The 23,675-nt window shown below is 70.3% G+C and carries 25 protein-coding genes; 13 read left to right on the plus strand and 12 right to left on the minus strand.

Annotated features, from left to right (window positions below; genetic code table 11):
• Positions 1-143: 143 nt before the first annotated feature.
• A complete protein-coding gene (locus FBZ83_RS28835; RefSeq protein ID WP_145690192.1) occupies positions 144-1,793 on the plus strand; it encodes an electron transfer flavoprotein-ubiquinone oxidoreductase in 1,650 nt (549 codons plus the stop codon).
• A gap of 20 nt (positions 1,794-1,813) precedes the next feature.
• Here the strand turns inward: FBZ83_RS28835 and FBZ83_RS28840 are convergent, their stop codons facing one another.
• Positions 1,814-4,024, minus strand: a complete 2,211-nt coding sequence (locus FBZ83_RS28840; RefSeq protein WP_247888523.1) for a helicase-related protein — start codon at positions 4,022-4,024, stop codon at positions 1,814-1,816.
• Positions 4,025-4,143: 119 nt separating this feature from the next.
• Here FBZ83_RS28840 and FBZ83_RS32150 point away from each other — a divergent pair, with 119 nt between their 5' ends.
• The gene (locus tag FBZ83_RS32150; protein ID WP_051140500.1) at positions 4,144-4,593 is read left to right on the plus strand and encodes a hypothetical protein; all 450 of its coding nucleotides are present in this window, start codon (positions 4,144-4,146) and stop codon (positions 4,591-4,593) included.
• A gap of 13 nt (positions 4,594-4,606) precedes the next feature.
• Here the strand turns inward: FBZ83_RS32150 and FBZ83_RS31595 are convergent, their stop codons facing one another.
• On the minus strand, positions 4,607-4,750 hold the full coding sequence (locus FBZ83_RS31595) for a hypothetical protein (RefSeq protein WP_186464949.1): 144 nt from the start codon (positions 4,748-4,750) through the stop codon (positions 4,607-4,609).
• Between the two features lie 148 nt (positions 4,751-4,898).
• Between FBZ83_RS31595 and FBZ83_RS28850 the strand changes: the two genes are divergently transcribed.
• Positions 4,899-5,399, plus strand: coding sequence for a hypothetical protein (locus tag FBZ83_RS28850; protein ID WP_145690194.1), 501 nt, complete (start codon positions 4,899-4,901; stop codon positions 5,397-5,399).
• 61 nt (positions 5,400-5,460) lie between these two features.
• Here the strand turns inward: FBZ83_RS28850 and FBZ83_RS28855 are convergent, their stop codons facing one another.
• From FBZ83_RS28855 to FBZ83_RS28870, 4 genes are all read right to left on the minus strand, one after another.
• Positions 5,461-6,225 carry a Crp/Fnr family transcriptional regulator gene (locus FBZ83_RS28855; protein ID WP_145690195.1) on the minus strand — a complete coding sequence of 255 codons (765 nt, stop codon included), beginning with the start codon at positions 6,223-6,225 and terminating at the stop codon, positions 5,461-5,463.
• A gap of 265 nt (positions 6,226-6,490) precedes the next feature.
• Entirely contained in the window at positions 6,491-6,832 is a 342-nt protein-coding gene (locus FBZ83_RS28860; RefSeq protein ID WP_145690196.1) for a Gas vesicle protein V, read from the minus strand.
• Positions 6,833-6,966: 134 nt separating this feature from the next.
• Positions 6,967-7,452, minus strand: coding sequence for a hypothetical protein (locus tag FBZ83_RS31600; protein WP_186466220.1), 486 nt, complete (start codon positions 7,450-7,452; stop codon positions 6,967-6,969).
• Between the two features lie 68 nt (positions 7,453-7,520).
• A complete protein-coding gene (locus FBZ83_RS28870; RefSeq protein WP_145690197.1) occupies positions 7,521-7,733 on the minus strand; it encodes a hypothetical protein in 213 nt (70 codons plus the stop codon).
• A gap of 208 nt (positions 7,734-7,941) precedes the next feature.
• Here FBZ83_RS28870 and FBZ83_RS28875 point away from each other — a divergent pair, with 208 nt between their 5' ends.
• Entirely contained in the window at positions 7,942-8,457 is a 516-nt protein-coding gene (locus FBZ83_RS28875; RefSeq protein WP_145690198.1) for an OsmC family protein, read from the plus strand.
• Positions 8,458-8,529: 72 nt separating this feature from the next.
• Here the strand turns inward: FBZ83_RS28875 and cobT are convergent, their stop codons facing one another.
• Positions 8,530-9,558: a nicotinate-nucleotide--dimethylbenzimidazole phosphoribosyltransferase gene (cobT, locus tag FBZ83_RS28880; protein WP_145690199.1), complete on the minus strand. Its 1,029-nt coding sequence runs from the start codon at positions 9,556-9,558 to the stop codon at positions 8,530-8,532.
• Between the two features lie 174 nt (positions 9,559-9,732).
• Here cobT and cobS point away from each other — a divergent pair, with 174 nt between their 5' ends.
• Genes cobS through FBZ83_RS28895 form a run of 3 tightly spaced genes read left to right on the plus strand, consistent with a single transcriptional unit; the run spans position 9,733 to position 11,723 of the window.
• Positions 9,733-10,539 (plus strand): adenosylcobinamide-GDP ribazoletransferase, encoded by an 807-nt coding sequence (cobS, locus tag FBZ83_RS28885; RefSeq protein WP_145690200.1) that lies wholly within the window; start codon positions 9,733-9,735, stop codon positions 10,537-10,539.
• Positions 10,536-11,177 (plus strand): histidine phosphatase family protein, encoded by a 642-nt coding sequence (locus FBZ83_RS28890; RefSeq protein WP_145690201.1) that lies wholly within the window; start codon positions 10,536-10,538, stop codon positions 11,175-11,177. The genes cobS and FBZ83_RS28890 overlap by 4 nt, the downstream gene beginning before the upstream one ends.
• Before the next feature lie 36 nt (positions 11,178-11,213).
• Positions 11,214-11,723 (plus strand): pyridoxamine 5'-phosphate oxidase family protein, encoded by a 510-nt coding sequence (locus FBZ83_RS28895; protein ID WP_014239309.1) that lies wholly within the window; start codon positions 11,214-11,216, stop codon positions 11,721-11,723.
• 52 nt (positions 11,724-11,775) lie between these two features.
• Here the strand turns inward: FBZ83_RS28895 and FBZ83_RS28900 are convergent, their stop codons facing one another.
• Positions 11,776-12,408 (minus strand): MBL fold metallo-hydrolase, encoded by a 633-nt coding sequence (locus FBZ83_RS28900; RefSeq protein ID WP_145690202.1) that lies wholly within the window; start codon positions 12,406-12,408, stop codon positions 11,776-11,778.
• 169 nt (positions 12,409-12,577) lie between these two features.
• Here FBZ83_RS28900 and FBZ83_RS28905 point away from each other — a divergent pair, with 169 nt between their 5' ends.
• A complete protein-coding gene (locus FBZ83_RS28905; protein ID WP_014198135.1) occupies positions 12,578-13,030 on the plus strand; it encodes an RrF2 family transcriptional regulator in 453 nt (150 codons plus the stop codon).
• A 29-nt stretch (positions 13,031-13,059) separates the two neighbouring features.
• On the opposite strand, the gene FBZ83_RS28910 is transcribed toward FBZ83_RS28905, so the two are convergent.
• Positions 13,060-14,208: a hypothetical protein gene (locus FBZ83_RS28910; protein ID WP_145690203.1), complete on the minus strand. Its 1,149-nt coding sequence runs from the start codon at positions 14,206-14,208 to the stop codon at positions 13,060-13,062.
• A gap of 304 nt (positions 14,209-14,512) precedes the next feature.
• Here FBZ83_RS28910 and FBZ83_RS28915 point away from each other — a divergent pair, with 304 nt between their 5' ends.
• From FBZ83_RS28915 to FBZ83_RS28940, 5 genes are all read left to right on the plus strand, one after another.
• Complete coding sequence (locus FBZ83_RS28915) at positions 14,513-15,580, plus strand: sulfate ABC transporter substrate-binding protein (RefSeq protein WP_211101713.1); 1,068 nt, start codon at positions 14,513-14,515, stop codon at positions 15,578-15,580.
• Positions 15,581-15,637: 57 nt separating this feature from the next.
• The gene (cysT, locus tag FBZ83_RS28920; protein ID WP_247888524.1) at positions 15,638-16,471 is read left to right on the plus strand and encodes a sulfate ABC transporter permease subunit CysT; all 834 of its coding nucleotides are present in this window, start codon (positions 15,638-15,640) and stop codon (positions 16,469-16,471) included.
• On the plus strand, positions 16,461-17,321 hold the full coding sequence (gene cysW / locus FBZ83_RS28925) for a sulfate ABC transporter permease subunit CysW (RefSeq protein ID WP_145690205.1): 861 nt from the start codon (positions 16,461-16,463) through the stop codon (positions 17,319-17,321). Before cysT ends, cysW begins: the two co-directional genes overlap by 11 nt.
• A gap of 13 nt (positions 17,322-17,334) precedes the next feature.
• Positions 17,335-18,375, plus strand: coding sequence for a sulfate/molybdate ABC transporter ATP-binding protein (locus FBZ83_RS28930; RefSeq protein ID WP_145690206.1), 1,041 nt, complete (start codon positions 17,335-17,337; stop codon positions 18,373-18,375).
• A gap of 208 nt (positions 18,376-18,583) precedes the next feature.
• Positions 18,584-20,314, plus strand: a complete 1,731-nt coding sequence (locus FBZ83_RS28940; protein WP_247888525.1) for a hypothetical protein — start codon at positions 18,584-18,586, stop codon at positions 20,312-20,314.
• Between the two features lie 9 nt (positions 20,315-20,323).
• On the opposite strand, the gene FBZ83_RS28945 is transcribed toward FBZ83_RS28940, so the two are convergent.
• From FBZ83_RS28945 to FBZ83_RS28955, 3 genes are all read right to left on the minus strand, one after another.
• Positions 20,324-22,024, minus strand: coding sequence for a monovalent cation:proton antiporter-2 (CPA2) family protein (locus FBZ83_RS28945; protein ID WP_145690209.1), 1,701 nt, complete (start codon positions 22,022-22,024; stop codon positions 20,324-20,326).
• Between the two features lie 169 nt (positions 22,025-22,193).
• On the minus strand, positions 22,194-22,580 hold the full coding sequence (locus FBZ83_RS28950; protein ID WP_145690210.1) for a response regulator transcription factor: 387 nt from the start codon (positions 22,578-22,580) through the stop codon (positions 22,194-22,196).
• A gap of 50 nt (positions 22,581-22,630) precedes the next feature.
• On the minus strand, positions 22,631-23,122 hold the full coding sequence (locus tag FBZ83_RS28955; RefSeq protein WP_145690211.1) for a MarR family winged helix-turn-helix transcriptional regulator: 492 nt from the start codon (positions 23,120-23,122) through the stop codon (positions 22,631-22,633).
• Between the last annotated feature and the right edge of the window lie 553 nt (positions 23,123-23,675).

Consider the following 23,675-nt stretch of genomic DNA (forward strand, 5'->3'; position numbering starts at 1 on the left):
TTTGACCTTACCACGGCTCCTGTGGTCTTACATGGGCTTAGATATCCTTTTTGGCGGGTGCGAAAGGCATACGCCGTTCCGAAAGCCGCCGGACCCTGCGGAAATGGCCCCGGCGCTTCAATCAACCGGGAGGCATGGGGACCATGGATCGCGATCCGCGCGAGGTGATGGAGTACGACGTCCTTGTCGTCGGGGCCGGCCCGTCGGGCCTGAGCGCGGCCATCCGCCTGAAACAGCTCGCCAACGAGGCGGGCCAGGAGCTGTCGGTCTGCGTCGTCGAGAAGGGCTCGGAGGTCGGCGCCCACCTGCTCTCCGGCGCGGTGTTCGAACCGCACGCGCTCGACGAGCTGATCCCCGACTGGAAGGAAAAAGGCGCGCCGCTGACCACCCCGGCGCGCGAGGACCGCTTCCTCTTCCTCACCGAGACCAAGGCGCTGAAGTCGCCCTTCGCCCCGCCGCAGATGCACAATCACGGCAACTACATCATCTCCCTCGGCAACCTCGCCCGCTGGATGGCCGGGCAGGCCGAGGAGCTGGGCGTCGAGATCTACCCCGGCTTCGCCGCGGCGGAGGTGCTGTACGACGACGCGGGCGCGGTCAAGGGCGTGGCCACCGGCGACATGGGCATCGGCAAGGACGGCGAGAAGACCGCCAACTACACGCCGGGCATGGAGCTGCACGCCCGGCAGACCATCTTCGCCGAGGGCTGCCGCGGCTCGCTCACCAAGACGCTGTTCGAGCGCTTCGACCTGCGCCGCGACGCCGATCCCCAGACCTACGGCATCGGCATCAAGGAGCTGTGGGAGGTCGATCCCGCCAAGTCGCAGCCCGGCCTGATCGTCCACACGATCGGCTGGCCGATGGACCCCAAGACCTACGGCGGCTCCTGGCTCTACCACATGGAGGGCAACCTGGTGTCGGTCGGCTTCGTGGTCGGTCTCGACTACGAGAACCCGCACCTGTCGCCCTTCGAGGAGTTCCAGCGCTACAAGACCCATCCGGCGATCCGTCCGACCTTCGAGGGCGGGCGGCGCATCGTCTACGGCGCGCGGGCGCTGTCGGAGGGCGGCTTCCAGTCGATCCCCAAGCTGACCTTCCCCGGCGGGGTGATCGTCGGCGACGCGGCGGGCTTCCTCAACGTGCCCAAGATCAAGGGCAACCACACCGCCATGAAGTCGGGCATGCTGGCGGCCGAAGCGGTGTTCGAACTGCTCTCCGCCGAGGCGCCGGCGCGCGAGGCGGTGGCCTACCCGGAGAAGCTGAAGGCGTCCTGGGTATGGTCGGAGCTGTTTGCTGTGCGCAACATCCGCCCCGGCTTCCAGAAGGGGCTGTGGGCCGGTCTGGCCAACGCGGCCTACGAGACGGCGACCAAGGGCAAGTCGCCCTGGACCTTGCACCACCGCCACGGCGACCACGAGACGCTGAGGAAGGCGTCGGAGATGCCGAAGATCGCCTATCCCAAGCCGGATGGCGTGGTGTCGTTCGACCGGCTGTCGTCGGTGTACCTGTCGAACACCAACCACGAGGAGGACCAGCCGGCGCACCTGACGCTGAAGGACGCGTCGGTGCCGATCGCGGTCAATCTGGCGCTCTACGACGCGCCGGAGACGCGCTACTGCCCGGCGGGCGTGTACGAGATCGTGCGGGCGGAGGACGGCAGCGATCCGCGTTTGCAGATCAACGCGCAGAACTGCGTGCACTGCAAGACCTGCGACATCAAGGACCCCACCCAGAACATCAACTGGGTCGTCCCGGAGGGCGGCGGCGGCCCGAACTATCCGGGCGGGATGTAAGGTCCCGCTCTACCGACGCTCTACCGCCGAGGCCCGAAGCGCTTGCGCGGGGCGCCGCGGAAACCGGCCTTGGGCGGCGGCTCGCGCCGCTGCCCGGCGGACCGCGCCCCGCGCGTGGCGAGCAGGTCGGCCAGACGCCGGCTGATCTCGCCGCGGCGGCTGCGCACAGCCTCCCGTTCCGGGAACAGGGTCGGGAACTTGCGCGCCGCCCAGTAATAGAGGTCGCAGGCCCGCGACAGCCCCTCCAGCGCCGCCCCGTCCAGCCCGTCGAGCCGCGCCGGGACGAAGCGCCCGAGGGGCGACGGCTCCCCGGTTTCCACCGCGCCGAGGATGGCGGCGAGGATGCGGGCCTCCGCCTCGTCCTCCAAATCGGCTGGGATCAGCAGCAGGTCGAGCTTGGCGGGCAGGGTCAGCCGCCGCTCGTCCAGCATCACCGCCAGCCGCCGCATTCCCGACAGGTCGCCCACCCGGTAGGGCGACCCCGCCGTGCGGGCGTCGGCAAAGCAGTCGAGCAGCAGGACCGTCTCCTCCGTCCCGATGTGATCGGCCAGACGGGCCAGCATGGCGCGGGTCGGCCGCACGGTCAGCGGGGCGTCGGCGCGCAGCCGCCCGTCCGCCTTCTCCAGCAGGCTGCGCAGGGCCTGCGGCGTGCCCCGCCCGACCACGCCGAACTCCCCCGACTCGAACTTGCCGAAGCGCCCGGCGCGGCCGGCGATCTGCTTGACCTCCGTCGCGCTCAGCGGGCGGACGCTGGTCCCGTCGAACTTCTCCAGCGCGGTGAACAGCACCCGCCGGCAGGGCAGGTTCAGCCCCATGCCGATGGCGTCGGTCGCCACCACCACGTCGGCCTCGCCGGACAGGAATCGCGCCGCCTCGCGCCGCCGCACCTCCGGGGCCAGCGCGCCGTAGACCGCGGCGACCGACAGGCCCTTGGCGCGCAACGTGTCGCGCACCGTGTGGATCTCCCGCCGGGAGAAGGCGATCAGCGCGTCGCCGGGCTCCACCTCCTCCCAGTTCAGGCGGCGGTCGATCAGGGTCAGCGGCACCTTGCGCTCCAGCTCGATCACCTCCAGCCGCTCGCCGAGATGGGCCGCCACCCGCTCGACCAGCGGGCGGGCCTCCGGGGCGCCCAGGATGTAGACGGTCTCCGCCGGGGCGCCCATCAGCGCCGCCGTCCAAGCCCAGCCGCGATCGGGATCGGCGAGCATCTGGATTTCGTCGATCACCGCCACCTCCACCGGGCGGTCAGGGTCCATCACCTCGATGGTCGAGGCGGTGTGGCGGGCGCCCGGCGTCGTGATCGCCTCCTCGCCGGTCAGCAGGGAGGCGGGGGTGCCCTCGGCGTTCAGCCGCTCCATCACCTCCAGCGCCAGCAGGCGCAGCGGCGCCAGATAGATGCCGTCCCAGGCGCCCTTCAGCGCCTCGATGGCGTGGTGGGTCTTGCCGGAGTTGGTCGGGCCGACCACCAGGACCAGCCGCCGCCCCAGCCCGCGGGCCACCGGGAACAGCTTCTCGAAGCGGGCGAGGTCGAAATGCCGGTCCACATAGGCGCGCCCGCGCGCCTCGGCCCGCTCGCGCCGCCACACGGCGAACTCGCGGTCCCAGCGCTCCAGCAACTCGTCCACCCCGTGGCGGTTGCGGGCGGCGCGGGACAGCCGGTCGGCCAGCGACGCGAAGGTCCAGGCATCGTCAGCGCCGTCCGCCTCCCCGGCGTAGCGGTGCAGCCGGGCGGCGGTGCGCGACAGCGCGTCCTCCAGTGCTGTGGCCAGCGCCGGGTCGCCCTCCAGCCGGAGGGCGAGATCGTCGTCCGTAAGGTCGGCCAGTTCCATGGCGTCGAGCACGCGCGACACCTGGAGCCGCACCGGGGCGGGCAGGCCGGGCCAGGGCAGATCCTCGCTGCGCACCGCCCTGACCCGCGTGCGGTCATCCGCCGGGTGCAGGCTGGTCGACCAACCCTCCAGCGCGCGGCGCCCCTGGGCGAGCAGGGCGTTGCGCCGCCGCGCGCGGTCGAGCGTGCCGTGGATTTCCAGAAGCACCGCCTCGCGGCGCTCCGCCGGGACAAGCAGGTCGCGCTTGCCCTTGGGCAGCGGCAGGCCGAGCGGCACCAGACCCAGCCCCTCGCCATGGGCCACCCGCGCCACGCCAGCGGCGGCGGCGGTCACCACGTCGGGGTGGGCGCTGGCCAGCTCGTGCACCAGATGCGGGTCGGCCGACTCATCAAGAGAGGTCATGTCCATAGGGCGTGGTCTCTGGAGAACTTTTCACAAATTCGCACTGGCGGTCCGCGGCCATCCATGTCATGAGCCACGTCCCGCAGGGGCAGTCCCGGCCCCGAGGCAGGCATCAAGCCATGACCAGACCGCTCCGCGCAAAGATTCTCCGACCCGACCTCGATCCGGCCCATCGCAAGGGCGCCAGCGGGGAGAACCGCTGCCGCTGCTGCGGGCGGCCCGGCGGTGCCGTTGTGCGCTGCCTGCCGGACGGGCGCTGGTACGACGCCGCCGACCAGACCTGGCGCGACGGGCGCGGGCGGCGGGCGGCTTGGCCCGATGTGGTGGAGTATGCCGAGACCCGTGATGTGCAGGTCGTCGTGCGTCCGGTCCGCCCTTCCGGCAACCCGGAGGCCCGCCCGAAGAATCTCTGCCGCCGCTGTCACATGCAGGAGGAGGCGCTGCGCAACGCCATCCGCTCCCGCATCCGGGCGCGGATGCGCCGCGCGTTGGGCGACCTGTTCCTCGGCGATTATTCGTCGCCCGGCATCCTGGAGCGCGCCATGGCGCTCTACCGACGCAAGCCCTGACCTCAAGGATTCGCTACACGGGCTCCTGGGGCTCGCCGGGCATCGGCGGAGCCTCCACCGGCTCGTCCGGCGGGGCGTCGGGCGGCAGCGGCATGGGGATCGGCACGTCGGGTTCCTGCCGGGGCGGCGGGTAGGGACTCATGACGGTTCGGCTCATATCGGTTCCCGGTGATGGACGCTGTCCTTGGGGAAACACCGCACCCGAGCAATCGCTCCCTTGCGTCCGCCACCCGCGCGGCGCATGACCAAAATCAAAGCGGCGGCCCCGGGCATCGCGGACAATGCCCGCGAAAGGATCGCCCCCCATGCCCAGAAGCTTCATTCTCTCCCCGCTCGCCAAAACCCAGGCCGATCAGGCGCTGCCCGTCGTCCAGACCCTGCACCGTGACATGACCCTGGACGAGTGGCGGCAGGTCGCCTCCCTCTTCCTGCAGGACGGCGGCGACGGCGGGGTGATGGCCTGCGAGATGAGCGACGGCCACATCCGCGGCCTGTTCTGCTACCGCGTCAGCGCCGAGGGGATGATCCGCGTGCTGACGGTGCCGATCTTCATCGCGGTGGGGCTGTTCGATGCGGCGGTGACCTCGGCGGCGCAGGCCGACGGCATCGACCTGCTGGCGCGCAAGCTGGGCTGTTCGACGGTGGTGGTGGACGAGCGCGGCTGCGTCGTCGCGGCGACCGCGCCGAAGCTCGACGCCGCGGGCCTGTTCGGCCGGCTGGGCTACCGCCGGGTGGGGCAGGCCTTCGTGAAGGACGTGGCGGCGGGGTTCGGCGCCGAGGGCTATCCGGTGGCGGGCCGGGCCTGAAGGAATGGGGCCTGAAGGAATGGGGCTTGAAGGAACTGGGACTGAAGGAACGATCCGGGAATCAGGCGGCGGCTTCGAGGGCCGCCGGATTCTCGATGCGGATGCGGTCGTTGGTCAGGCGGGTGATCGCTCCGGCGCTCTCCAGCTTGCGCAGCACGCGCGACAGCGTCTCGGGACGCAGGCCGAGATAGGCGCCGATGTCCACCTTCGGCATGGGAAGGAAGGCGCTGGGCGTGCCGTCGGCCAGGGGCCGCGACCGCCGCGACAAAGCGAGGAGGAAGCTGGACACCCGCTCCACCGCCGTCTTGCAGCCGAGCAGAAGGATCTGGTCCTGCGCCGCCGACAGCTCGACCGAGGTCATGGCGAGCAGCCGCCCCTGGACCGCCGGGTGCCGCTCCATCAGGCGGCGCAGGGCCGTCCGCGACATGCGGCAGACCGTGGAGGCGGTCACCGTCTCCGCGGTGTAGGCGTAGACGCTGCCGACGGCCAGCCCGATCACGTCGCCGGCGGTGGCGAAGCCGGTGATCTGCTGACGGCCGTCCGGCAAGGTCTTGTAGAGCTTCAGCATGCCCGACATGACGGTGAAGACGGCCAAGGCCTCCTCGCCCTCCATCACCACCGGCGTCGCCGACAGCAGGTCCAGCGGACGCGACGTCGTCGACAGGTCCGGCAGGTCCCCGGCGGTCAGGGCGCCGCACAGCCCCTTGCTCCGCGCCGAGCAGCCGGCGCAGCGGCCGGTCACCGTCTCCGCCGCACGCGGCTGCGGGGCGGTCATCGGCGGCGGGGCAACAGCGGCGTCGGCGATGGTGGCGACTGAGAAGGTCATGACATGCACCTCTGGTCTGTCTCGCTTCGGCGCCGGCAAGGGCGCGCTCGATTCGGACGATCGGCTCCGACCAAAGCATCAGACTAAGGTCTCGGAACCGAGCCAAAGGTATGAATTCCGACCAGGACCCGCCCTGATCTGGATCAACCGGACACCGCATCGCTCCGGCAACGCGGCAACCGGACAGCGCAACGGCCCGGAGTGTGGTCCGGGCCGTAAGGGAGAATTTGAGGGAGAATTCGTCGGGGTCTTGGCTCGCCGCGGCTCAGAAGGTCCGGCCGGGCCGGCCGCGCGGCGGGAAGCGGCTGGAGGTGGCGCGCATGGTGCCGTCCGGCATCGTCATGTCGCCGGATTCCGCGTCCTCCTCATCGCCGCGCGGGCGGCGGGAATCCCGGTCGGTGACCCGGGCCGCCTCGGCGCGGGAGATCGAGGATTCCAGCTCGCGGATGCGCGCCTGCAGGCTGCCGACGACCGCAGCGCCCGCCTGACGGGACTTGAACTGTTCGAGATCCTGCTTCAGGCGGAGCAACTGACTCTTCTGCTCCGGGAGGCTCGGCCCGTCCCGGCGCTTGGTCACGCGATAGACTTTTTCGTCGAATCGGTTCACTGCGTTTCTCCTGTCTGCTCTTAAGCAGATTGGGTCGACACGCCGCTGCACCATCTCTCGAATGGGATAGGCCGTTCATTTCCACCGCTGGTGGCAGCGTGAGCGCTGTGTTGTCCGGTGGTTCTTCGCGGCGATCAAGGCATCCGTTCGTTGACGCTCCGCTCCGCGGCGACCGCGGCGGCCAGTGCGTCCCGGTATCGGCGCAGCCGCGCGTAGACCGGCCAGGCCATGCCGACCAGCGGGTCGCACCAGTGGACCAGCACCATCAGCCCCATCCCGGCGAAGCCACCGATCAGTGTGCCGGTGAGCAGGCCGGGCAGGGCGCCCAGGATCCAGGGATCGGACAACCGCCCGGCGTCGTAGGCCTGCACCGCCGCCATGCCCACCGTGGCCGCCACGGCCAGCGCGGCGCCGACGCGGCCCGGCGCGTACCAGATCCGCAAATCCTCCCGCGTCAGCCCGTAATCCTCGGGGACCGGGCGCGCCGCGGCCTCCACGACGCCGTCCGGGCGCGCGTCACCAACGCGGGGCGCGGTGGTGGCTTCGACGGGAGCCCCGCCGCCCTCGATCACCCGCCAGCGCCGCCGCGGGTCGCCGCCATCATCTTCCAGCCGTTCCATGGCGCGATAGTGCGCGGATGGACGGGTTTCGGCAACGGCGCTGTTGCCCGACGCCGACCGCCGGGAGTTCAGCCCGGGCGGCCCGCCGCCGCGCTCGCTCCGGCGGGGGGCGGCGGGAAGCCGCCGTCGGCGGGCAGCGCCTCGCAGTCCGCCTCCAGGGCGTATTTCACGATGGTGCCGTCGACCAACCGCAGGTCGTAGGATGGATGCCCACCCAGGGTCCGGGCGATCACCATGGCGTCCCGTCCACGATGACGGACCTTCGTGCCCAACCGCAGCATGGTTCCACCTCCCGCATCCCGTGTTTCGTTAACGAAACCTTACGCCCGAGCACCGCCGGCGGACGAGCAACAAAAAGAGGCGCAAAAAAGGAGCAGGGGGATGGGGCGGCGGGCCTTGCTTTGGGCATTGCCGGGATGGTCTTTGCGGTCCATCATCCGCGGGTCGCACAAATCAAGAAGCCGAACCGTACAGAGGAAACGCACGGGTATGGATGCACAGGATCTGCGCGCGCGCCAGGCGCCGCTGAAGGAGAAGTACAAGGACGCCCCGGAGTCCGCGGTGGTCACGCTGAAGGCGCGCGGGACGCTGGACGATTCCGGCATCGCCTGCAAAGTGGACACGGGCCGCGCGCTGGTCGAGGCCGGTCTGCACCCGGCGACCGGCGGACCGGGCACCCAGGCCTGCTCCGGCGACATGCTGCTGGAGGCGCTGGTGGCCTGCGCCGGCGTGACGCTGAAGGCGGTCGCCACGGCGCTGGAGTTCAACCTGCGCGGGGGAGCGGTCTCGGCGGAAGGCGACCTGGATTTCCGCGGCACGCTGGGCGTGGCGAAGGACGCGCCGGTCGGCTTCCGCTCCATCCGCCTGCGCTTCGAGCTGGACACCGACGAGCCGCCGGAGCGCATCGCCACCCTGACCAAGCTGACCGAGCGCTACTGCGTCGTCTACCAGACGCTGGCCAACCCGCTGCCGATGGCGCTGACCATCGAGACGGGGCAGGGGTGACGGGAGCGCCGGGCGGGTTCGGGGCGGGAACGCCCCGCCCCCTCACGCCCCGTCCCCTTATGTCCTGTCCCCTTATGCCCGGCGGGTGCTGACGCCCGCGTCGGCGAAGGTCGCCATGCCGGCGTGGCAGGCGCAGGCCGACTTCACGATGTTGATGGCCAGAGCGGCCCCCGAGCCCTCGCCCAGGCGCATCCCCAGATCGAGCAGCGGCTCCTTGGCGATGGCCGCCAGCAGATGGTCGTGGCCCGGCTCCACCGAGCGGTGGGCGACCATGCAATGGTCGAGCGCCCGGCGGTCGGCCTTGAACAGCACCGCCGCCGCCGCCGTGCAGGCGTAGCCGTCGAGCAGCACCGGCACCCGCGCCATGCGGGCCGCCAGGATGGCGCCGGCGATGGCCGCCAGCTCATAGCCGCCGAAGCAGCGCAGCGCCTCGAACGGGTCATCCTTGGCCTGCGGGTTGGCGGCCAGACCGGCCTCGACGGCGGCGACCTTGCGTGCCAGCCCCTCGTCGTCCACCCCGGTGCCGCGGCCCGTCCAGTCCTTGGCCTCGCCGCCGAACAGCGCGTGGCAGAGCGCCGCGGCGGCGGTGGAGTTGCCGATGCCCATCTCGCCGAGCGCCAGAAGCTGGACGCCGCTTTCCACGGCCATCATGCCGTAGGCCATCGCCTGGCAGCAGTCCTGCTCGCCCATCGCCGGGCCTTCGGTGAAGTCGGCGGTGGGGGTGTCGAGGTCCAGCTCGTAGACGCGCAGGTCGGCGTCGGCCACCTCGCAGAGCTGGTTCACGGCGCCGCCGCCGTTCTGGAAGTTCTGGACCATCTGGGCGGTCACCGCCGCCGGGTAGGCGGACACGCCGCGGGCGGCGACCCCGTGGTTGCCGGCGAAGACGGCGACGCGCGGCCGGCGCACCTCCGCCGGGTGCTGGCCCTGCCACGTCGCCATCCACTGGGCGATCTCCTCCAGCCGGCCGAGCGCGCCCGCCGGCTTGGTGAGCTGCCGTTCGCGCTGGAGGGCGGCCGTGCCGGCGTCGAGGTCCGGCCCCGGCAGGTTGCGCACCAGCGCGCGGATTTCCTCGAAGGTGATGGCGGGCTGCGGGTTGCTCATGGCGAAGGGTCCTGGCGCTGACGGCAGAGGATGCGATCGGGGATCGATGAAAAAAGCGGCGCGACCTTGGACCATTCCCGACCCGCTGTCAAAGCGCCTCTCGTCCACCCTGTCACCCGTTGCCGGTCTGTTATCCGTTGCGGCGGGCCCGGGCTTGCCGTACTCCGAAGCGCCATGCCTGAGGATTCCCCCGTCCCGCCCGCCGTCCGCCGGACCGTCCCCCGCTGGGTCGGCGATCTGGCGCTGGCCGTCGTCTTCCTGACGCGGCTGCCGCTGCGCCTGTCCGGCCCGCTGGCCGACGACGCCCACGCCCGCGCCATGGGCTGGTTTCCCCTGGTCGGCGCCGGCGTCGGTCTGTTCGGCGGGGCCGTCTACGGGCTGGCGGCGCTGGCCCATCTGCCGCCGCTGCCGGGGGCTCTGCTGGCGCTGGGCGCCATGGTCTGGCTGACCGGGGGCCTGCACGAGGATGGGGTGGCCGACGTCGCGGACGGTTTCGGCGGCGGGCGCGACAAGGCCCGCAAGCTGGAGATCATGCGCGACAGCCGGGTCGGCAGCTACGGCGTGCTCGCCATCGTCTTCTCGGTCGCCGTCCGCGCCGCGGCTCTGGCCGCGCTGGCCGAGCCGCGCGCCGTCATCCCCGCGCTGCTCGCCTCCGGCGCCCTGTCGCGCGGCGGCATGGCGGTGATCGCCCGCGCCCTGGACCCGGCCCGCGCCGACGGGCTGGCCGCCCGGCAGGGGCGCCCGTCGCCCGGCACGGTGGCCCTGTCGCTCGCGCTGGCGCTCGGCGTGGCGGCGCTGGCGGTCAAGGGGCTGGCCCCCGGCGCTGTTCCGGCGGCGGCTTTGGCGGCGGTCCTGGCGGTCCTGGCGGTGGCGTGGCAGGCGCGGCGGCAGATCGGCGGCCACACCGGCGACGTGTTCGGCGCCGCCCAACAGGTGGCGGAGGCCGCCGTTCTGCTCACCCTGGCCGCGATGGCGGCATGACGACCACGCGCTGGTGGCTGATCCGCCACGCCCCCGTCCCCAATCCGGACCGGCTGATCTACGGGCGGACCGACCTCCCCGCCGACATTGGCGATTCCGACGCGCTTGCGGCGCTGGCGGCGCGGCTGCCGCCGCGGGCGGTCTGGGTGACCTCGCACCTGCGCCGGACGCGGCAGACGGCGGCGGCGCTGCGCCTGCCCGGCAGCGACATGGCGCTGGTCGAGCGGGCGCTGGCCGAACAGGATTTCGGGCGCTGGGAGGGGCTGTCGCACGACGGGGTGGCGGAACACCGCCCCGAGGAGGCCCGGCGCTTCTGGGCCGACCCGGCGCGGGAGGCCCCGCCGGGCGGCGAGAGCTTCGCGGCGGTGATGGGGCGGGTGGCCGGCGCCGTCGCCCGGCTGACCGCGGCCTACGCCGGGCGCGACATCGTGGCGGTGATCCATGGCGGGTCGATCCGCGCCGCGCTGGCGCTGGCGCTGGACCTGACCCCGCAGGCGGCGCTGCGGCTGGCGGTGGCGCCGCTGTCGCTGTCGCGGATCGACCATCACGGCGGCGGTGAGTTGGGCAGTGATGGGGGCGGTTCCTGGTCGGTCACGGCCATGAACGCGCTCGGAACCTTTTCGGGCAGCGGGCGTTGACCGGACTCCGTTGGGCTACCAATAGAGGGTCAGACCATGGCAAGAAGCGCTGACGATCGCGAGGCCGCCGAGAAGCTCTGGGGCATGATCAAGGGCGTCCGCATCTGCATGATGACGACGCTGGACGAGAACGGCATTTTGCACTCCCGCCCGATGGCGACCCTGCCGCACGCGGGGTTCGACGATGGAACCTTGTGGTTCTTTACGCGGGCCGACTCGCCGAAGGTCCATGAACTGAAGACGCACTGGCGCGTCAACCTGTCCTACGCCGACCCCGACAAGCAGGACTACGTGTCGGTGTCCGGGGTGGCGGAGACGGTGCGCGACCGCGACAAGATCCGTTTCCTGTGGCGGGACATCCTGTCCACCTGGTTTCCCCAGGGGGTGGACGATCCCGACCTTGCGTTGCTGAAGGTCAGCGTCGATCAGGCCGAATATTGGGACAGCCCGTCGAGCGCGATGGTCTACGCCTACGGCTATGTGAAGGCGAAGATCACCGGTGAACCGCCGAAGCCGGGGGATCACGCGAAGATCGCGTTCCAGTAAGGGGAGCCGGTCGCGGCGGGGGCCGAGCGCCCGCCGCGATCTTCCGAGACGCTCAGTCGTTGAGGAAGGGGTTGTAGAGGCGCTCCTCGCCGATGGTCGAGGTCGGGCCGTGGCCGGGGATGAAGGTCACGTCGTCGCCCAGCGGGAAGAGCTTGCTGCGGATCGACTCGATCAGGTCGCCGTGGTTGCCCTTGGGGAAGTCGGTGCGGCCGATGGAGCCCTGGAACAGCACGTCGCCGACGATGGCGATCTTGCTGGGCTTGTGCACGAAGACCACATGGCCCGGCGTGTGGCCCGGACAGTGGTGCACATCCAGCGTCATGTTGCCGACCGTCACCGTGTCACCCTCCTCCAGCCAGCGGTCCGGCGTGAAGGAACGGACCGGCGGAAAGCCGAACATCTGGCTCTGCATCGGCATGCCGTCGATCCAGAACTGGTCCTCGCGGTGCGGCCCCTCGATGGGCAGCTTCAACTCGTCGGCGAGGTCGGCAACGGCACCGGCGTGGTCGATGTGGCCGTGGGTGACCAGGATCTTCTCCAGGGTCACGCCCTTCGACTGGGCGGCGCGCAGGACGCGCGGCAGGTCGCCGCCGGGATCGACGGCGGCGCCCTTCATCGTCTCCGGGCACCAGAGCACCGTGCAGTTCTGCTGGAACGGAGTGACGGGAACGATGATGGTCTGCATGCCGCGTCCTTCGCCGGTCAATGATCAATGGTCAGGGATCGATTCGTGCACGACCTTACGCGCCACCGTTTTCCAGGGCAAGAACCGGTACCAATTCCTGGGCAACACGGCTATATGGAGGGCACTTTATCTTTATCCCATTCCGCCGCGGGGGGCGGTGCCGGACCGAATGCTGTCGCAAAAAGCCAAATACGCCCTGCGTGCTCTGATCATGCTGGCCGAACGGACGGATGACGAACTCGTCCTGATCGCCGAAATCGCCGAGCGGGAGAACATTCCGCGCAAGTTCCTGGAAGCCATTCTGGTGGAACTGCGCAAGCATGGTCTGCTGTTCGCCAAGCGCGGCAAGAGCGGCGGCTATCGTCTGGCGCGCCCGGCGGAGGAGATTTCCTTCGGCGAGGTGATCCGGCTGATCGACGGGCATCTGGCGCCGATCCCCTGCGCCAGCAAGAATTCCTTCCGCCCCTGCGAGGACTGCATCGACCCGCCGACCTGTTCGGTGCGCTGGCTGATGGTCCAGGTGCGCGACGCCACCGCCCAGGTGCTCGACAACCAGACCCTGTCCGACGCTCTGCGCCACCGTCAGGCGACCGGCGGCCTGCCCGTCAACTTCGACATCTGATTGCGGACCGCTGACCCGGACGCGACGGCTCAAGGCACCAAGTCCACGGCGATGAACACGCGATCCAGCGCGCGGTTCGTCGCCTCGCGCAGGATTCCCACCTCCAGAAGCTCGTCCACCAGAAGCTGGGCGCCGCGGAAGGTGCTGCCCAGCCGCTTCTGCACCCGCCGCACGGTCAGGGCGGGCTCCTCGAACAGAAGCTCCAGCAGGTCCGGGGTGCGGGAATTGCGGCGCTTGGCGCCCACCCTCTGCTGCCAGCCCTCCGCGCTGCGGTCCAGCGACAGGGCGCGCTCCCGCTCCCGCCGCGCCGTCTCCGCCACCGTGTCGGCCAGCCACAGCCGCCATCCCTCCTCCCGACCGCGTGCGGCGAGGTTGGCGGCCGTGCGGTCGGCGTGCAGCGTGACGGACATCGGCAGCCAGACGTTCGGCACCCGGCAGCAGCGCGCCACCGCCAGCGCGCCCATCAGCCGGGCCGAGGGCACGGCCCAGCCGGGAATCCGCAGATCGGGCGCCGGGCGCAGCAGTTCGGCCAGCATCCCCACGCCGCCGAGCAGCGCCGGCTGATCACCGGCCTGGTCCAGCCGCTTGAGCAGGGTGGCGGCCTCCGCCTCGCGGTCCGCCGAGAAGGCCAGCCGTCCGGGATCGCGGCCGGACACCTCCGCCTGAAGGCAGCGCCACAGCGCTTCCGCCCAGCCCAGCGTCCAGGGTGGGGGCGCCTCGTCCGTGAAGGGCGCGGCGGCGTCATCCTCGTCGTCCGTCGGCAAGGCGAAGCGGATGTCCGTCCCGGCCTCCAGTTCCGCCACCGCCCGCCAAGCATCGGCGGCGGCTCCGCTCGCCGGGAAGGGCACCCGCGCGCTTTCGGCGCGGCGGGCGGGGGCGGCGATGACGCCTTGCGTGAACAGGGCACCCTGCCACAGCGCGCGGACCGACTGCGCCGCTCCCCGCCCGGCGGTGGGAACGAGGTCGGTGCCGATGGTCGCCACCAGAAACTCCGCCGGGTCCACCGCAACGCCGTCGAGCCGGGCCGCCGCGCAGGACTCCCGCCGCGCCGCGTCAGCCCACAGCCGGCGCCGCCGCGTCGGGTCCCGCACCACCTCCGCCAGCCGGCCGAGCGCGCGCTCAGCCTCCAGAAGGGCGGTCAGAAGGGCAGAGGAGGGGGATTGGGCTGTTGCGGACATGGCCGTTCGGGACAAGGGGCGGAAGGGGTGCGCATGATAGCGATCCGGCGCTTCGCTTCCAACGCGATCCGGGGCCGAATTTGACAGCGCCTGTGGAATTGTCCCGCTGCGTTGCAGGGAATGACAAAAAACAGCTTTGCGGCCTTCGCTGATTCATGCAAACTCTAGGAGGCAAATGGATATTGCATATACATTATAAAGAGTGTGGATACGGCGCGAGCGCCGGCTTTGTGAACAGCGGTGCGGCGCATGGCCTCAAGGGCCGGTGACCGCCCCCCAATGAACCATACCGAGGGAGTGTGCCATGTCGTTTCGTGATCGGCTCTCCGCGCTCCGCGCGAACCGGTTTTCCGTTGGCCGGCTCTCCACAGGCCGCCTGTCCGCATTGGCCGCGGGCGTTGCCCTCGCCATGCTGACCATCGCGCCGGCCAAGGCGCAGACCACGCTGCTGAACGTCTCCTACGACCCCACCCGTGAGTTCTATGTGGAGTTCAACAAGGCGTTCGCCAAGAAATGGCAGGCGGAAAACGGCCAGACGGTGACCGTCAAGCAGTCGCACGGCGGGTCGGGCAAGCAGGCGCGCTCGGTCATCGACGGGCTGGACGCCGACGTGGTGACGCTGGCGCTGGCGTACGACATCGACGCCATCGCCGACTCCGGGGCCCTGCCGGAGACGTGGCAGACGCGCCTGCCGAACAACAGCTCCCCCTACACCTCGACCATCGTCTTCCTGGTCCGCAAGGGCAACCCGAAGCAGATCAAGGACTGGGACGACCTGCTGAAGCCGGGCGTGCAGGTCATCACCCCGAACCCGAAGACCTCGGGCGGGGCGCGCTGGAACTATCTGGCGGCCTGGGCCTACGCGCTGGAAAAGAACGGCAACGACGAGGCCAAAGCCAAGCAGTTCGTCGGCGACCTGTTCAAGAACGTGCCGGTGCTGGACAGCGGCGCCCGCGGTTCCACCGTCACCTTCACGCAGCGGCAGCTCGGCGACGTGCTGCTGGCCTGGGAGAACGAAGCCTTCCTGTCGCTCCAGGAGTTCGGCGCCGACAAGTTCGACATCGTCGTGCCGTCGCTGTCGATCCTGGCGGAGCCGCCGGTCACGGTCGTCGATTCGGTGGTCGACCGCAAGGGCACGCGCAAGGCGGCGGAAGCCTACCTGAACTTCCTCTACACCCCCGAAGCGCAGGAGATCGCGGCGAAGAACTTCTACCGCCCGCGCCTTCCGGAGGTCGCTGCGCGGTATGCGGATCGCTTCCCGAATGTTAAGCTTGTGACCATCGACGGTTCCTTCGGGGGCTGGCGCACGGCGCAGGAGAAGCATTTCGCGGATGGCGGCGTCTTCGACCAGATCTACCAGAAGGGCCGCTGACCCGTGGTCGCGGCAACCACCAGCGACGCCGTGCTTCCCAATACGGGGGGCACGGTGTTGAGCGTTCTTCGAAAACCCAGCGTCCTGCCCGGCTTCGGGCTGACCCTGGGATTCACGCTGACCTATCTGTCCCTGATCGTCCTTCTGCCGCTGGCCGCGCTGGCGCTGAAGGCGGCGGGGCTGGGCTGGTCCGGCTTCTGGGACGCGGTGCTGACGCCGCGCGTCCTGGCCGCCTTCAAGGTCAGCTTCGGGCTGTCGCTGGCCGCCGCCGCGATCAACGCCGTCTTCGGCTTCATCGTCGCCTGGGTGCTGGTGCGCTACCGCTTCCCCGGCGACCGGATCGTCGACGCGCTGGTCGACCTGCCCTTCGCCCTGCCCACCGCGGTCGCCGGCATCGCGCTCAGCGCGCTGTACGCGCCCAACGGCTGGATCGGCTCCCTGCTGATGGAGTGGTTCGGGCTGAGGGTGGCCTTCACGCCGCTGGGCATCGCCATCGCCCTGACCTTCATCGGCCTGCCCTTCGTGGTGCGCACCGTGCAGCCGATTCTCCAGGACCTGCCGCCGGAGGAGGAGGAGGCCGCCGCGGCGCTGGGCGCCACGCGCTGGCAATCGTTCCGGCGGGTGGTGTTCCCCGCACTCCTGCCGGCCCTGCTGACCGGCTTCGCGCTGGCCTTCGCCCGCGGGGTGGGCGAGTACGGCTCGGTGATCTTCATCGCCGGCAACATTCCCGGCCTGTCGGAAATCCTTCCGCTGCTGATCGTCATCAAGCTGGAGCAGTACGACTATGCCGGCGCCGCCGCGGTCGGCGTGCTGATGCTGATGGCGTCCTTCGTTCTGCTGCTCGCCCTGAACCTGCTGCAAGCCTGGATGAGGTCGCGCCATGCTCGTTAAGAAAGCCGTCGGGTTTACCCCGGCGCTGGCCGACAGCCGCTGGGTGAAGGGGCTCCTGATCGCCACGGCGCTGGCCTTCCTGCTGCTGTTCCTGGTCCTGCCGCTGGTCTCGGTCTTCGTCGAGGCGCTGCGCCGCGGCACGGACGCCTATTGGGCGGCCCTGGTGGAGCCGGACGCGGTGGCGGCGATCAAGCTGACGCTGATCGTCGCGGCCATCGCCGTGCCGATGAACCTCCTCTTCGGCGTGGCGGCGTCCTGGTGCATCGCCAAGTTCGACTTCCGCGGCAAGGACGTGCTGATCACGCTGATCGACCTGCCGTTTTCGGTGTCGCCGGTGATCTCCGGCCTGATCTACGTGCTGCTGTTCGGGCTGCACGGGCTGATGGGGCCGTTCCTGAAGTCGCAGGGCATCCAGATCATCTTCGCCGTGCCGGGGCTGGTGCTCGCCACCGTCTTCGTCACCTTCCCCTTCGTCGCCCGCGAGCTGATCCCGCTGATGCAGGAGCAGGGCAACGAGGAGGAGGAGGCGGCTCTGGTGCTGGGGGCGTCCGGCTGGCAGACCTTCTGGCGCGTCACCCTGCCCAACATCAAATGGGGCCTGCTGTACGGCGTCCTGCTGTGCAACGCCCGCGCGATGGGCGAGTTTGGCGCGGTATCGGTGGTGTCCGGCCACATCCGGGGCGAGACCAACACGATGCCCCTGCATGTCGAGATCCTCTACAACGAATACAACTTGGTCGCTGCCTTCGCGGTGGCCTCGGTGCTGGCCATGCTCGCCCTCGTCACGCTGGTCGTGAAGTCGGTGCTGGAATGGCGCTTCGGGGCTGAGCTGGCGGCCACCCGGCATTGAGGCGACGCACGTCATGGCCATCCAGGTATCCGGCATCACCAAGCAATTCGGAACGTTCCGCGCGCTCGATGCGGTGGACCTCGAGGTCCGCTCGGGCGAGCTTCTGGCCCTGCTCGGCCCGTCGGGCTCTGGCAAGACCACTCTGCTGCGCATCATGGCGGGGCTGGAGTTCGCCGATTCCGGCAGCCTCCTGCTGAACGGCGAGGAGGCGCTGAGCCTCACCCCGCGGGAGCGGCAGGTCGGCTTCGTCTTCCAGCATTACGCGCTGTTCCGTCACATGACCGTCTTCGACAACGTGGCCTTCGGGATGAAAGTGCGGCCGCGCGGCCAGCGCCCGACCTCGACCGAGATCAAGCGGCGCGTCATGGAACTGCTGGAGCTGGTCCAGCTCGCCCATTTTGCCGACCGCTACCCGGCGCAGCTTTCCGGCGGGCAGCGGCAGCGCGTGGCGCTGGCCCGCGCGCTCGCCATCGAGCCGAAGGTGCTGCTGCTCGACGAGCCGTTTGGCGCGCTCGACGCCAAGGTGCGCAAGGAGCTGCGGCGCTGGCTGCGCAAGCTGCACGAGGACATCCACATCACCTCCGTCTTCGTCACCCACGACCAGGAGGAGGCGCTGGAGCTGGCCGACCGCGTCGTGGTGATGAGCCAGGGCCGGATCGAGCAGGTGGGCAGCCCGGCGGAGGTCTACGACCGCCCGGCCTCGGCCTTCGTCTACGAATTCCTCGGGCAGGTGAACCGTTTCGACTGCGTGGTGGCGGACGGGGTGGCGCGGACGGCCAACGGCGCGCTGTCGATCCCCGCCGACGGCACGGTCCGCGGCCCGGCCATCGCCTATGTGCGCCCGCACGACCTGGGTCTCAGCCCCAGCGCCGGCGGGCCGGGCCGGGTGTCGGGCATCCATGTGGTGGGGCCGGACGCGCGGATCGAGATCGACCTCGCCGGCCTGCCGCTGGAGGCCGAAATGGACCGCGAGCGGCTGTCCGCCCTCGGTCTGCGCCCCGGCGACCAGTGCGCCGTCCACATCGACCGCGCCCGCGTCTTCCCGCAACCCTGACGGTGGCATGACGGCGCCCGACCTATCCGCGAAAAGGGGTGGGGAGGGCGCCCCGCCTCATGCGAACGGGGTTTCTGTGGACCATGGAGCCTGCCCCGTCCGGGCCATGGACTAAGTCCAACGCCGACTCGTAACGCCATTGCCTTCTGGCGATGCGGACGGCGGATGTGTTGAGCCTTCCGCATTGCACCAAATGCAGGAGGCTCCGGTGGACCATTCAGGACTGTCGCAGGCCCCCGGCCACGCCGCCGCCGCCCTGCGGACAGACGCCGGGGCCGGAGCCTGGTCGCCGCCGTTGCTGCTCGTGCTGCCGGTGATCCTCGCGCTGCTTCTGCTGCCGCTCATCCTGGTGGAGATGCCGCCGCTGCTCGACTACCCGAACCATCTGGCGCGGGTCGACGTGCTGCTGCATTACCGGACCGACCCCTTTCTGGGCGACCATTACACCGCCTCCCTGACGCCGGTTCCGAACCTGCTGATGGAGGCGGTGATGCTGCCGCTGGCCAGCGTGCTGCCGCTGTACGTCGCCGGGCGCGTTTACATGGCGCTGGCCGGACTGCTCACCCTGTTCGGGGCGATGCTGCTGAACCGCACGCTGTTCGGGCGGTGGAGCCTGTGGCCGCTGTGCGGCGCGCTGTTCATCTACAACGCCACGCTGATCGGCGGCTTCATGAGCTTCTCGCTCGGCCTCGGCTTCCTGCTGATTGGGCTGTCGCTGTGGATCGCGCTGGCGGGGCGGCGCTGGCAGGTGCCGGTGGGGATGGGCTGCGCGCTGTTCCTCTACTTCGCTCACGCCATCGTGCTCGGCTCCTTCTTGCTTTGCCTGTTCGCGGTGGAGGCGGTGAAATATGTGGGGCGGGGGCGCAAGCCGCTGACGCTCGCCAACCTCGGGCGCGACGCCCTGCGCTTCGCCGCGCTGCTGGCCCTTCCCGCGGCGCTGTTCGCCGGCACGGTGGGGACGCACCTCCTGCAGTCCGACGCGGCGGCGGTGGGCGCGCGCGACAGCACGCCGGTCCTGCTGCTGAAGGAGGTCTACTGGCGGCTGAAGAAGCTGACCGAGCTGAAGCAGTGGCGCTACCGGCTGCATGACATGCTGGCCCCGGTCCTGAACTACAACACGCTGCTGGACGTCGCGACGCTACTGCTGATCCTGGGCGGGATGGTGGCGGCGCGTCTGGCCGGTTGGCTGCGCGCCGCGCCGGCGATGATGCTGGCGGTGGGGTTGTTCGTGCTGGCCTTCTTCGTCGTGCCGGACCCCTTCTTCGGCACCTATTTCGTGTCGATCCGCTTCTGGATTCTGGCGGCCTTCCTGCTGGTCGCCGGCACCGACATCCGCTTTCCCTCGGCCCGCGCCGCGGCGGCCTTCGCCGCCGGGCTGCTCGCGTTGCTGACGGTGCGGACCGGCGTGCTGACTCTCAACTGGCTGGCCTACGAGGACGACGTGGCCGACCTGCGCCGCGCCATGGAGCGGATCGAACCCGGACGCTCCGTCCTGATCACCTGGGCGGGGCAGGAGGCCGGTTGCTGCAACACGCGGGAGTTCCTGCTCACCCAGCCGCCCTGGCGGCACGCGCTGGTCGCCTTGCCCAGCCTGATCCATCTGCCGTCGCTGATCACCGTGGAGCGGCGCGCCTTCGTCCCGACCCTGTTCAGCCATCCCGGCAAGCAACCGCTGACCGTGACCCAGCCCTACCGTGACCGCTGCATGGCGATCTACGAGGGGGTGCCGGTGGACGTGCGCCTGCTCTCCCGCCCCGGGGAGGCGACCCTGCGCGACCATGTGGAGCCCTGCCCGCATTACATCGGCTGGCGGGACAAGTACGATTACGTGCTGGTGATGTTCTCCAACGTCTTCCACGCGGCCGGGCTGACGCCGCCGCCGGGCGCGCAGGAGGTCTACCGCGGCACCGTCTTCGACCTCTGGCGGGTCGAGCGCTGACGCGATCGCTCAATCGTTCTGCCCGGCCGGCTCGCTCAGCGCGTCATAGCCGCGGTCGCGGACGCTCTTCAGGCTCTGGTCGATGGTCTCGGCGTCCACCCCGGCGGTGCGCAGCACGAGGCTGGCCAACTGCAGGCTGGCCTCCAGCGTCTCCGGCACCACGGCGCTGGCCCCGGCCCTCTTCAGCCGTGCGCCGCGGTCGAGATCATGGGCGCGGGCGGCGATGGACAGGCGCGGGGCGGCCCGGCGGATAGCCTCCACGGCGCGCTCGGCCATGTCGGGGCGGTTGACGGTGATGACGGCGGCCCGCGCCCGCTCGATCCCGGCGGCGCGCAGCACGCCGATCTGGCTGGAATCGCCGTAGTAGACCGGCAGCCCCTCGGCCCGCGCCGCCGCCACCCGCTGCGGGTCGAGGTCCAGCGCGACGTAGGGGATGTCGTGGGTGCGCAGCAGCCGCGCCACGGCGCGCCCGACCCGGCCGTAGCCGGCGATCAGCACATGGCCGGTGATGTCGCTGGTCTCGACGCCGAAGGCCTCGGCGCCGTAGCGGGCCTCGACCTTCTGGGCCAGCCGCTGGGCGATGGCGCCGACCAGCGGCGTGACCGCCATGCTGAGCGCCACGCAGGAGGACAGCAGCAGCCCCGTCTCACCCTCCAGCACCGCCAGCCGCGTCGCCTTGCCGATCAGCACGAAGGCGAACTCGCCGCCCTGCGACAGCAGCAGGCCGATGCGCAGCGAGGTCGCCAGCCCGAGCCCCGACAGGCGGCAGAGCAGGAACAGCAGGATGCTCTTGCCGACCAGCAGCGCCGCGGTCACCAGCAGGATGTCGTCGGCGCGCTGGAGCATGGCCGGCAGGTCGAGCGTCATGCCGACGGTCATGAAGAACAGGCCGAGCAGCAGGCCGCGGAACGGCTCGATGTCGGCCTCCACCTGATGGCGGTAGGCGGTGTCGGCCATCAGCATGCCGGCCAGGAAGGCGCCCAGCGCCATCGACATGCCGGCCGCCCCCGTCAGCCAGGCGACCGCCAGGACGACCAGCAGGTTGGTCGCCGTGAACACTTCCGGGCTCTTGGCCGAGGCCACGAAGTGATAGACCGGGCGCACCACGAAACGGCCCAGCAGCATGATGGCGCCGATCGCGGCGACGGCCTTGACCCCGGCCAGGGCGAGCGCCCAGGGAATGCTGGTGTCGCCGCCGGCCAGCAGCGGCAGCAGGGTCAGCAGCGGCACGACGGCCAGATCTTGGAAGATCAGCACGGCGACCGACACGCGCCCGAAGCGCGCCACCGTCTCGCCGCGCTCGACCAGCAGCTTCAGCACCGTGGCGGTGGAGGAGAAGGCCAGCATGCCACCGATCACCAGCGCCGCCGCCACGTCCTCGCCCAACGCGTAGGCGACGGCGGCGATGGCGGCGCTGGTCAGGACGACCTGCATCAGCCCCAGCCCGAAGATGTAGCGCCGCATCGCCCGCAGGCGCGACAGCGGCAGTTCCAGCCCGATGGCGAAAAGGAGGAAGACCACCCCGAATTCGGACAGGACCTGCGGAAGCTCCATGTCCACCACCGGCCCCGGCGTGTGCGGACCCAGCAGCGCCCCGCCCACCAGATAGCCGAGCACCGCCGGGATGCGCAGCGCCTGGAACAGGGGGACGATCACCACCGCCGCCAGCAGCAGGAACAGGACGTCGAAAAGCAATTTGGGATCGTGCATGGGCCGCGCGCTGGCTGGGTCAGGCCGGACACCGGCCGTCCGGGACGGCGTCTGTATGCGGCGCAATCCGGACCGCCGCAAGCGCAGCGGGTGTGCGAACGATCGCAACGCGCAAAAAAAGTCCCGCGCCGCTCAAAAAAGATCGCGCTGTGGCGGTGATGCCGCGTCGTCAGGCCGCGCGGGCGGCCAGCAGCTCGTCCACGGCGACGGTCAACTCGCTGGTGTCGAAGGGTTTGTAGAGCACGCGGTCGGCGCCGTGCATGGCCGACAAATTCAGCGAGAAAGCCGCCGGGAACTCGTCCGTGCCGCCGGACATGGCGATAACGGCCGGGGCATGGGGGGCGTCACGGGCGCGCAGGCGGCGGATCAGTTCCACGCCGTCCAGGCCGGGCATCATCATGTCGACGATGGCGAGGTCGAAAGACTCGCGCTCCAGCATGAAGAGGCCGGACAGGCCGTCATTGGCCTCCGCCACTCGGTGGCCCTGCGTCTCCAGCGTCATGCGCAGCAGCGCTGTGAAGGCCGGAACGTCGTCGATCACCAGAATTCGGGCCATGGGCTCGGTCGCTCCCAATGCGATGGCGTAAAGGGCGGATGGCGGAGCGGTCAGTCCGCCGCGGCGCCGTTGCGGTTGGCATGGCCGGGAGCGTCCATCGGGTCTCCGGCGCGCAGGCCACCCTCGGCGCGGCGGGACAGCAGCGTGCGCAGCAGTTCGTCCAGTCCGGCGGCCAGGGCGCCGTGCTGGGCCGGTGCCAGACCGTCGATGGCGGTGACCAGCTCGTTCAGCGGATCGTTGGCGAGCGTCGCCCGTCCCCGCGCCGTGAGGGTCAGCCGGATGGAACGGCGGTCCGTCTCGCTGGGGTGCCGCTCCAGCAGGTCCTTCTTTAGGAGGGCAGCGATGGTCTGGCTCGCCGTGCCCTTGGTCGTCCCGTGATGGCGGGCGAAGGCCACGACGTTGCGGGCGCTCGCGTTTGCCTGGGCGAAATAGCGCAGCGCTGCCCACTGGGCCGGGTTCAGCCCATCGGCGAAGGCGAGGCTGGCGGTCGTCCGCAGAACCTGCGCCATGACCTCGGCGGTCGCGCGCGCGCTTGGGCGCATGCCGGCTTCCCCTGTGCCTGCGGTTTCGAGATAAAACCATAAAGGCGCTGCACGGGGGCTGTCCAGCCGTCGCCGCGCGCTCGGGCGATCACCGGCGCAGAGTCGAATCTGTCGCAGGGCGAGTCTTTTTGCTGGATCGCCGGCAGGCGCTGCCCTATACAGCGCCTCCCTCGCCGGACACGGTCCGGAGGGGGCGCCCCGAAAGACTGGAGGGGTGGAGGTCAGGGCGCTGGCCGATCCGTTTTCCGCCCCAGGCGGCCTAGGCGGTTCGGTGAATACGAAACAAAGGGCTTGACGCTCTCTGCCGTAAGCGCTAGATTGACCCTCCGCTGGCACGAACGATCGTTTGTGCTTCTCCGGCCTTCAAAAACCCGATGACGACCACGGCCAGTTCGCCGACCGTCATTTTGTGTGGTTCGCCGGGTGATGGATCTTTGACATTGTTGATCGTGAAAATCGAGAAGGGATGCGCAGGCGGCGGTTTTGACCGTTGGCCGCGGACCGGTTCCGGAGGGGACTGGCATCGCGGGTCGCTTGAGCATCTCGGTCAAGC

The sequence above is a fragment of the Azospirillum brasilense genome, assembly GCF_007827815.1.
Lineage (GTDB): Bacteria > Pseudomonadota > Alphaproteobacteria > Azospirillales > Azospirillaceae > Azospirillum > Azospirillum brasilense_C.

What these genes read in the sequence shown, in the direction of transcription:
- FBZ83_RS32150 (WP_051140500.1), top strand. Translation starts at nt 4,144, where the DNA reads ATGACCAGACCGCTCCGCGCAAAGATTCTCCGACCCGACCTCGATCCG.
- cobS (WP_145690200.1), top strand. Translation starts at nt 9,733, where the DNA reads ATGCCTGAGGATTCCCCCGTCCCGCCCGCCGTCCGCCGGACCGTCCCC.
- FBZ83_RS28950 (WP_145690210.1), bottom strand. Translation starts at nt 22,580, where the DNA reads ATGGCCCGAATTCTGGTGATCGACGACGTTCCGGCCTTCACAGCGCTG.
- FBZ83_RS28945 (WP_145690209.1), bottom strand. Translation starts at nt 22,024, where the DNA reads ATGCACGATCCCAAATTGCTTTTCGACGTCCTGTTCCTGCTGCTGGCG.
- FBZ83_RS28870 (WP_145690197.1), bottom strand. Translation starts at nt 7,733, where the DNA reads ATGCTGCGGTTGGGCACGAAGGTCCGTCATCGTGGACGGGACGCCATG.
- FBZ83_RS31595 (WP_186464949.1), bottom strand. Translation starts at nt 4,750, where the DNA reads ATGAGCCGAACCGTCATGAGTCCCTACCCGCCGCCCCGGCAGGAACCC.
- FBZ83_RS28840 (WP_247888523.1), bottom strand. Translation starts at nt 4,024, where the DNA reads ATGACCTCTCTTGATGAGTCGGCCGACCCGCATCTGGTGCACGAGCTG.
- FBZ83_RS31600 (WP_186466220.1), bottom strand. Translation starts at nt 7,452, where the DNA reads ATGGAACGGCTGGAAGATGATGGCGGCGACCCGCGGCGGCGCTGGCGG.
- cysW (WP_145690205.1), top strand. Translation starts at nt 16,461, where the DNA reads ATGCTCGTTAAGAAAGCCGTCGGGTTTACCCCGGCGCTGGCCGACAGC.
- FBZ83_RS28835 (WP_145690192.1), top strand. Translation starts at nt 144, where the DNA reads ATGGATCGCGATCCGCGCGAGGTGATGGAGTACGACGTCCTTGTCGTC.
- FBZ83_RS28955 (WP_145690211.1), bottom strand. Translation starts at nt 23,122, where the DNA reads ATGCGCCCAAGCGCGCGCGCGACCGCCGAGGTCATGGCGCAGGTTCTG.
- FBZ83_RS28910 (WP_145690203.1), bottom strand. Translation starts at nt 14,208, where the DNA reads ATGTCCGCAACAGCCCAATCCCCCTCCTCTGCCCTTCTGACCGCCCTT.
- FBZ83_RS28905 (WP_014198135.1), top strand. Translation starts at nt 12,578, where the DNA reads ATGCTGTCGCAAAAAGCCAAATACGCCCTGCGTGCTCTGATCATGCTG.
- cobT (WP_145690199.1), bottom strand. Translation starts at nt 9,558, where the DNA reads ATGAGCAACCCGCAGCCCGCCATCACCTTCGAGGAAATCCGCGCGCTG.
- FBZ83_RS28915 (WP_211101713.1), top strand. Translation starts at nt 14,513, where the DNA reads ATGTCGTTTCGTGATCGGCTCTCCGCGCTCCGCGCGAACCGGTTTTCC.
- FBZ83_RS28890 (WP_145690201.1), top strand. Translation starts at nt 10,536, where the DNA reads ATGACGACCACGCGCTGGTGGCTGATCCGCCACGCCCCCGTCCCCAAT.
- FBZ83_RS28875 (WP_145690198.1), top strand. Translation starts at nt 7,942, where the DNA reads ATGGATGCACAGGATCTGCGCGCGCGCCAGGCGCCGCTGAAGGAGAAG.
- FBZ83_RS28895 (WP_014239309.1), top strand. Translation starts at nt 11,214, where the DNA reads ATGGCAAGAAGCGCTGACGATCGCGAGGCCGCCGAGAAGCTCTGGGGC.
- FBZ83_RS28900 (WP_145690202.1), bottom strand. Translation starts at nt 12,408, where the DNA reads ATGCAGACCATCATCGTTCCCGTCACTCCGTTCCAGCAGAACTGCACG.
- FBZ83_RS28930 (WP_145690206.1), top strand. Translation starts at nt 17,335, where the DNA reads ATGGCCATCCAGGTATCCGGCATCACCAAGCAATTCGGAACGTTCCGC.
- FBZ83_RS28855 (WP_145690195.1), bottom strand. Translation starts at nt 6,225, where the DNA reads ATGACCTTCTCAGTCGCCACCATCGCCGACGCCGCTGTTGCCCCGCCG.
- FBZ83_RS28850 (WP_145690194.1), top strand. Translation starts at nt 4,899, where the DNA reads ATGCCCAGAAGCTTCATTCTCTCCCCGCTCGCCAAAACCCAGGCCGAT.